The sequence below is a fragment of the Allostella sp. genome, assembly GCF_041913585.1.
Lineage (GTDB): Bacteria > Pseudomonadota > Alphaproteobacteria > ATCC43930 > Allostellaceae > Allostella.
This window is the reverse complement of sequence record NZ_JAYSFE010000179.1, coordinates 1-6903: the sequence shown is the minus strand read 5'-3', so window position 1 is coordinate 6903 and position 6903 is coordinate 1. Positions and strand designations below refer to the sequence as shown.

The following is a 6903-nucleotide window of genomic DNA, read 5'->3' as shown; positions in this document are numbered from 1 at the left end:
CCGACCGCGCTGTGGAGCAGTGCCGGCAGGTCGAAGTCCGCCGTCACCAGCGGCATCCGGTCGGCCTCCAGCCGCGACAGGTCGAGGATGTCGTTGATGATGCTGACGAGGCCGTCGGCCGACGAGCGGGCGATCTCGACATAGCGGCGCTGGGCGCGGTCGAGGTCGGTGTCGGCCAGCAGTTCCAGCGTGCCGATCACCCCGTTCATCGGCGTGCGGATCTCGTGGCTGACGATCGCCAGGAACCGGGACTTGGCGGCCAGGGCCTGCTCGGCCATGTCGCGGGCGCGCTGCAGCTCGGTCTCGGCATGCTTGCGCAGGGTCACGTCGGTATAGAGCGTGATGATGCCGCCGTCCGGCTGCAGGGTCCGGCGCAGCTCGACATAGCGCCCGTTCGGTCGCCGCCGCTCGGTCGCCATCATCGGCTGGTCGCGGATGCGCGCCACCCGGCGCGCAACCTCCGCGGCCGGATCGACGCTGCCGAACTCGCCGCGCTCGGCCTGGTGCCGCAGGATCTCGGCCAGCGGCCGCCCGACCACGGCCATCGCATCGTCGAGGCCGGCCAGGTCCAGGAACCGGCGGTTCCACACCCGAAGCCGCAGGTCGGAATCGAAATAGCTGACGCCGTCGCTCATGTTGAGCAGCGTCGTCTCGAAGAGGCGCGTCTTCTCGTCGGCCTCGGCCTTGGCCCGTTCGAGGTCCGTCTTCGCCCGGGCCAGCGTCTCGCGCTCGCGCTCGAGGTCTTCCTCGCGATGGTGACGCCGCCCGACCTCGACGAGAAGTGCGGCCAGGAAGAGCAGGATCGCCAGCGTGACTGCGCCGAGCAGGGCCAGCCGGTTGCGCTCGCGCTCGTCGACCCGGGCCACAATCTCCGCCGTCGACATGCCGACCGCCACGATCAGCGGCAGGCCGTCCACCGGCTGGAAGGAATAGATGCGGTCCACCTGATCGAGCGGTCCGGCGATCGCGACGCTTCCGCCCTGATCCGCCTGGACGCGCCGGAAGAACGGCTTGTCGGCGATGCTCTCGCCGGAGCGCGCGCCGCGGTTGGAGCCGACCGCCCGCACGATGCCGTCGCGGCCCACGAGCAGCATCTCGCCGTGCTGGCCGAGATCGACCCGCTCGTAGAGGCGGATGAACGTGTCGGGACTGAAGGACAGGACGAGGACTCCCGCCAAGTCGCCGTCCGGACGGTTGAGGCGCCGGGAGATGTTGAGGGAGGGGCGACCGGACGCGCGGCCGACCAGGGGCGCACTGATGAAGATCGTGCGCGAATCGCTGGCCAGATGGACGCGAAAATGCTCGCGGTCGGAGAGATCGATGCCCGGCCGCGACCCTTCGATGTTGGAGGCGACCATCCGGCCGTCCGGCCCGATGAGCGAAAGTTGGAAGGTGAGGTCGCGCAAGCCGCGAACCCGCTCGAAGGCCTGGCGCACGTCGAAGGACGCCGGGTCGCGCTCGTATTCCGCCTTCAGCAGTTCCAGCGTCTGCTCGACCGCGCCGATGGTGCGCTGGGTCTGTTCCTCGAACGCGATCGACAGGTTGGCCGTGTCGCGCGTGGCATTGGCCAGGGCCTGGGTGCGCTCGGTGCGGCTCTGGTAGAGGACATAGACCCACATCAGGCACAACAGCAGCACGCCGATCGCGAGAATCGTCGTGCGGACCGCGAGAGTCCGGCGCCCTCGAAGCATGTCGGTCTAGGCAGCCATCATGTTCGCCGAAGATTCGGCGAAAAGGTCACGCCGCGCAAGGCGCGAGTTCGGCCGCCCGGACCCGCCGAACGTGGATCGTCGCCGGCCGACCCTGCGACGCTCAGGCCCGGTCGCGCACCCGCTCGGGCGCGGCGGGCCGAGCCGCCTCGACGCGGTTGCCGCCGCGCGCGGAGGCGACGTTCGCCGCGCGGATCGCACGTTCCAGCATGCCCGGCCAGTCGTCGCCATCGGCATGGGCGATGCCGACGCTGACGGAGGCCAACGCGCCCTCCGGGGTCTCCCGGAGGATCCGCGCGCGCTCGACCGCCAGCCGGATGCGCTCGGCCAGTGCCTGCACCTCGGCGGCCTGCCGATCGACCGTCACCGCGAGCAGGCGCCCTGGGGCCGCGGCCAGCAGGTCGCTCAATCCGGCCGATGCCCGGCCGACCGCGTCCGCCACCTTGCGCGCGCTCGCGACGGCCGCATCCGGCGGCATGCCGCCGACCGGAGCGGCCCCGACCGGACCCGCGCCATCGGCGACGATCGCCAACAGTGCGACGCACCGTCCGTCGGCGATCGCCGCCTCGGCCACCGCCGCGGCCACCAGGGCCGACGGCAGGCCGGTGGCCGCGTCCGTCGCCGCCGCCGCGTGCGATGCCTGGAGCCGTGCCAGTTCGGCGCGTAGCGCGTCCTCCTGCCCGCGCCGCCGCTCGAGTTCGGCGCGCAGGCGAAGGGCGGAGCGGATTCGCGCCAGCAGTTCCACCCGCTCGATCGGCTTGCGGACATAGTCCGACGCGCCGGCCTGGAACGCCTGCTGCAGTGCCGTGTGGTCGTCGCGGCTGGACACCATCACCACCGGGACTTCCGCGGTCGCGCCGTTGCGCTTGATGCGGGCGCAGGCCTCGATGCCGTCCATGCCCGGCATCATGATGTCCATGAGGACGACGTCGATCCGCTCCGCTCCGGCAGCGGCGGCCGCAATTCCCGAATGCGCGATGCCGAGGAGGCGCAGCGCCGTCTCCGCATCCGGCGCCCGGACCGGGTCCGGATAGCCGGCGGCGACCAGATAGGCCGCGATCACCTCGCGCACTTCGAGGGAATCGTCGACGATCAGAGCGCGCATAGGGCGGCTCCCGACGTTCTGCGTCCGCCGACCAGCTTGTGCGAGTTCCACCGAATGCGCAAGTTCACCCTCGGCCCGTCCAATGCCCGGTGGAGGCGGCGGCTGCCGCCTCCGTCCGAGCCCCGCATTCTGCCGGACGAACTTGCCCGGAATGTGGCCGAGCCGACGTCGTCCCGCTCAGCTCGCCGTCGCGCTCTCGATCACCTTGGCCTCGCCCGACGCGAGGTCGTAGCGCAGCCGTGGCTCGTGATCGAGATCGCAACCGGTCACGCGGACGTAGCGGGCACCCGCCGGATAGTCGATGGCATGGATCTCGGGGCCGTCGTAGAGCCCGGCATGGCCCGGCTCGAGGCGATAGGTGCGGGCGACCTCGATCCTGGCGGGACCGGCGCCTTCGCCGCCGTCCGTGCGGCGGTACAGCGTCATGTCGGTGAAGGCGTCGGCCTGGGCATAGATCGCCCAGGACTTGCCATGGTCGTGCGGCGGCGACCGGTGGGGCTTGTCCTGCTTGTAGCCGAGCACGACGAAGCCGAGCTCCGGGTCCTGGTAGAGCGTGCGCTTGCCGGTCGGCGCATCCGCGCCGAGCCACGCCGCGACGAAGGCCGGATCGGACACCAGCGTCTCGACCATCCGGCGCACCTGCTCGCGGCCGCCCGGTCCCGGGTCGCCGCGAAGCGCCGCGCGGCTCGCCTCGCAGAACGTCTTCAACGCATCGCCCATGGCCGCTTCTCCCACCAAGGTTGGTTCGCCGGAGGATACACAAGCGGCCCGCCACCGGGAAATGCGACCATGCGGCCGATTTCGCGTGAACCATCGACGCCGTCGGCGTTACTGGATTCGAGGGCACCGGGCGCCAGCCGCGCGCCGGACCAGGACAGGACCATTGCCGATCGTCGAACCCGACCTCGGTGGCGCCGCAGCCGATGCCGGGCCCGCGCCGCAGGAGACGACCGCCGACGCGGTCGCCGCCTGGCTCGACGGGCGCTCGGACTGGCCGTACCCTGTCTATCTCTGCGAACGCCGCGACGGGCGGCGGCGGGACCATGGCTGGTTCGCGCCGCCGGTCGCGCTCGCCGACCTCGTCGGAGAACGGGGGCCGGGCGGGATCGTCGAGCTGTTCCTCCCGCGGCGCACGCAACCGGTTCCAGCCGATGCCGCGCCGCCGCTGCGCTGGACCGGCATCCACGGCCTCGAGGCGTGGTCGGGCGGCCGCGTGGCGCGCATGGCACCGAGCCACATGATCGCCGCCAACCTCACTTGGCCGCGGGCGCTGGAACGCTGCCGCGCCGCGCTCGGCGGCCCCGTCGACCGGGTGCTGCGGGTCGCAGGCTGGAGCCTGTGCATGCCGCTCGGTCGCGGCGGGACCACGCGCCCCTGGCACCGGGCCGGCCCGCCCGTCGACGCGGTCGATCCCGAGACCGTCGCCCATGCACTCGGCGGCTGGCTGGTCCGCAACACCGCCGCAGATGGCCGGCTCACCTACAAGTACTGGCCGAGCCGCGGCCGGGAATCTCCCGCCGACAACGCGGTGCGCCAGTTCATGGGGACGCTGGCGCTCGGCCGCTACGCGCGCTGGTCCGGTCGGGCCGACGCCATGGCGGCATGGACGCGCAATCTCGACCGTCAGCTCGCGGCCTGCTACCGGGAGGAACCCGACGGCACCGGCATGATCGTCCTCGGTGGCTCGGCCAAGCTGGGCGCGGCAGCGATCGCCGGACTGGCGCTGCTCGAGGCCCCCGCGACGCCACCGCGCGCGGCGGCGCTGGAGGGACTGAGCCGCGGCATCGAGCGACTGTGGCGGCCGGACGGGTCCTTCCGCACCTTCCATTTCCCGCGCGAGCGCAACGACAATCAGAACTTCTACCCCGGCGAAGCCTGCCTGTTCTGGGCGGCCCTCCATGGCGCGCGCCGCGACGGCGCGGTGCTGGCCCGCCTGCTGCGGTCCCTCGACCACTATCGCGACTGGCACCGGGCGCATCGCAACCCGGCTTTCGTGCCCTGGCATTCGCAGGCCCACGCCGCCCTCCACGCGGCGACGGGCATGACCGAGCGGAGCGCCTTCGTCTTCGAGATGAACGACTGGCTGCTGCCGATGCAGCAATGGGAAACGGCGCCGGCCGACGACATGCGCGGCCGCTTCTACGATCCGGGTCGGCCGGACTACGGCCCGCCGCACGCCGCATCCACCGGCGCCTACATGGAGGGGCTGGCGGCGGCGATCGGGCTTGCCCGGGCGCTCGGCGAGGAGGATCGGGCGGGACGCTACGTTCAGGCGTTCCGCCGCGCGCTGCGCAACATCCGCCAGCTCGCATTCATGGACGAGGAGGACTTCTTCTGCATCTCCCGCCGCGCCCGCGTCGCCGGCGGCGTGCGGACCGAGGTCTACGACAACACGATCCGCGTCGACAACGTGCAGCACCCTTTGATGGCGATCATTGCGGCACTACCATTTCTAGATTATCGGCAACACATGGAAACCGATTCGAAGCCAGGGAGTCGCTGAGCCATGCAGATGCATGAGATCCGCTACTTTCTAGCCATGTGCGAGACCCTGAATTTCCGACGCGCGGCGATGCGCTGCAACATCTCCCAGCCGGCGCTGACCAAGGGGATCCAGAAGCTCGAGGAGAAGCTGGGCGGGCAGCTCTTCCGGCGCGAGCGCAACCTGACCCACCTCACGGATTTCGGGCGCCTGGTCCGCCCATATCTCGAGCAGATCGATGCCCGCCATACGGCGGCCAAGACGGCCGCGCGGAATTTTCTCCGCCTCGAGAAGGCGCCGCTCAATGTCGGGATGATGGTGACGATCGGGCCACTGCGCTTCACCCGCTTTCTCTCGGGATTCCAGCACGACCACCCCGGGATCGAGCTGTGGCTCCACGAGGGCACGCTCCAGGAGCTGTCCGAGAAGCTCATGTCCGGCGCGATCGACCTCGCGGTCATGGGCCTGGTCGACGAACTCGGCGGCCGGTTCGACGCCATCCCGCTTTATACGGAGCGCTACGTCGCGGTCTTTCCGCGCGGCCACCGCTACGAAGCGATGAACCATGTGCCGTTCTCCGACCTCGTCGGCGAACCATATATCGACCGGCTGAGCTGCGAGGCCCGCGACCGGATCATCGGCCAATGGGACGCGCATGGCGCCGAGTTCCGCTGCGCCCACCGCAGCCATCGCGACGACTGGGTCCAGGGGCTGGTGCTGGCCGGCTTCGGGATCGCGGTGATGCCGGAATTCTCCATATCGGCCATCGGGCTGAAGAGCCGGGTGACCTCCGAGCCCGAGGTCACCCGGCAGGTCTCGCTGGTCTCGGTGGCGGGCCGCCGCTTCTCGCCCGGCACGGCCGAATTCGTGAAGGAAGTGAAGTCCTTCCCCTGGCTGGCGACCCAGGCCGCCTGACCGGGCTGCCCCCCGCACACGGGAACGGCCCGGCGGGCGACCGCCGGGCCGTTTCGAGCGATGGTCCCCGGAACCTACCCGAAGAGCCCGCCGACGATGCTGCCGATCGGGTCGGGCGTCGCCGCGACCAGGGTTTCGACCACCGCCCCGACACCGGCGTCGAGCCCCTCCTCGTCGTCGTCCGCACCGCCGCCGAGCACGTCGGAGAGGACGGGGATCGCGGCGAGCAGGTCGATATCCTCGTCGTCCTCCGAGGCCCCGGCGCCGCCGAGGTCGCCGACGGCCGGGAACTCGTCGCGATCGACGGGTTCGTCCGCGCCGGCTTCGACATCCAGATCCGCATCGGCCTCGACCTCGGCCGCGGCATCCACCGACGCTCCCGCATCGTCGTCCGGTGCGCTGCCCAGCAGATCGCCGACCACGTCGCCCACCACCGGCAGCTCGTCGAGGGCGCCGCCCAAGTTGCCGTCGTCGCCGCCGCCGAGCAGGTCGCCCGCGAGCTCGTCGACCAGCGGCAGCTCCTCGACCAGGTCGCCGACCGGGTCGCTGCCCAAGAGGTCGTCGACCACGCCGCCCGTCCCGGTCAGGCCGAGCCCGTCGCCGGTGCCGCCGACGAGGCTGTCGACCACCTCACCGACCACCGGCAGCTCGTCCAGCGCGCCGCCCAAGGTGCCGTCGTCGCCGCCGCCGAG

Annotated in this window: 5 protein-coding genes and 1 pseudogene; 2 read left to right on the top strand and 4 right to left on the bottom strand. The window is 71.3% G+C overall.

Going from position 1 to position 6903, the window contains the following annotated elements; all coding sequences use genetic code 11:
• The 3 genes from ACE3Q3_RS22025 to ACE3Q3_RS22015 form a co-directional block, all read right to left on the bottom strand.
• On the bottom strand, positions 1-1691 hold a 1691-nt coding region (locus ACE3Q3_RS22025; RefSeq protein WP_374449603.1), incomplete at its 3' end, for a PAS-domain containing protein.
• Positions 1692-1812: 121 nt separating this feature from the next.
• Positions 1813-2814: a response regulator gene (locus ACE3Q3_RS22020; protein ID WP_374449601.1), complete on the bottom strand. Its 1002-nt coding sequence runs from the start codon at positions 2812-2814 to the stop codon at positions 1813-1815.
• A 177-nt stretch (positions 2815-2991) separates the two neighbouring features.
• Positions 2992-3534 (bottom strand): hypothetical protein, encoded by a 543-nt coding sequence (locus tag ACE3Q3_RS22015; RefSeq protein ID WP_374449599.1) that lies wholly within the window; start codon positions 3532-3534, stop codon positions 2992-2994.
• Between the two features lie 163 nt (positions 3535-3697).
• Between ACE3Q3_RS22015 and ACE3Q3_RS22010 the strand changes: the two genes are divergently transcribed.
• Together ACE3Q3_RS22010 and ACE3Q3_RS22005 are read left to right on the top strand one after the other, a co-directional pair.
• Positions 3698-5317 (top strand): hypothetical protein, encoded by a 1620-nt coding sequence (locus ACE3Q3_RS22010; RefSeq protein ID WP_374449597.1) that lies wholly within the window; start codon positions 3698-3700, stop codon positions 5315-5317.
• Between the two features lie 3 nt (positions 5318-5320).
• Positions 5321-6211 carry a LysR family transcriptional regulator gene (locus tag ACE3Q3_RS22005; protein ID WP_374449594.1) on the top strand — a complete coding sequence of 297 codons (891 nt, stop codon included), beginning with the start codon at positions 5321-5323 and terminating at the stop codon, positions 6209-6211.
• Positions 6212-6285: 74 nt separating this feature from the next.
• Here ACE3Q3_RS22005 and ACE3Q3_RS22000 read toward each other — a convergent pair.
• A pseudogene (locus ACE3Q3_RS22000) lies at positions 6286-6903 on the bottom strand (hypothetical protein); the annotation flags it as partial.

Bases quoted from the DNA above. Each gene is read 5' to 3' on its own strand.
- ACE3Q3_RS22020 (WP_374449601.1), bottom strand. From the start codon at position 2,814: ATGCGCGCTCTGATCGTCGACGATTCCCTCGAAGTGCGCGAGGTGATC.
- ACE3Q3_RS22015 (WP_374449599.1), bottom strand. From the start codon at position 3,534: ATGGGCGATGCGTTGAAGACGTTCTGCGAGGCGAGCCGCGCGGCGCTT.
- ACE3Q3_RS22005 (WP_374449594.1), top strand. From the start codon at position 5,321: ATGCAGATGCATGAGATCCGCTACTTTCTAGCCATGTGCGAGACCCTG.